The 268-nt window shown below is 62.3% G+C and carries 1 pseudogene; it reads left to right on the top strand.

Annotation, left to right across the window (positions count from 1 at the left end):
• Positions 1-268, top strand: a pseudogene (locus tag IF55_RS35730) (Fe-S cluster assembly protein SufB); the annotation flags it as partial.

The following is a 268-nucleotide window of genomic DNA, read 5'->3' as shown; positions in this document are numbered from 1 at the left end:
CCGGGAGGATCTGGAGGCGCAGGGGGTGCTGTTCCTGGACACGGACACGGCGCTCAAGGAGCACCCGGAGATCTTCCAGGAGTATTTCGGCACGGTCATCCCGGTGGGTGACAACAAGTTCGCGTCGCTGAACACGGCGGTGTGGTCGGGCGGCTCGTTCATCTACGTTCCGCCGGGTGTGCATGTGGACATTCCGCTCCAGGCGTATTTCCGGATCAACACGGAGAACATGGGGCAGTTCGAGCGGACGCTGATCATCGTCGACGAG

It is taken from the genome of Streptomyces varsoviensis (assembly GCF_000718635.1).
GTDB lineage: Bacteria > Actinomycetota > Actinomycetes > Streptomycetales > Streptomycetaceae > Streptomyces > Streptomyces varsoviensis.
The sequence above is the reverse complement of the archived record's forward strand: the minus strand, read 5'-3'. Positions and strand labels throughout refer to the sequence as shown.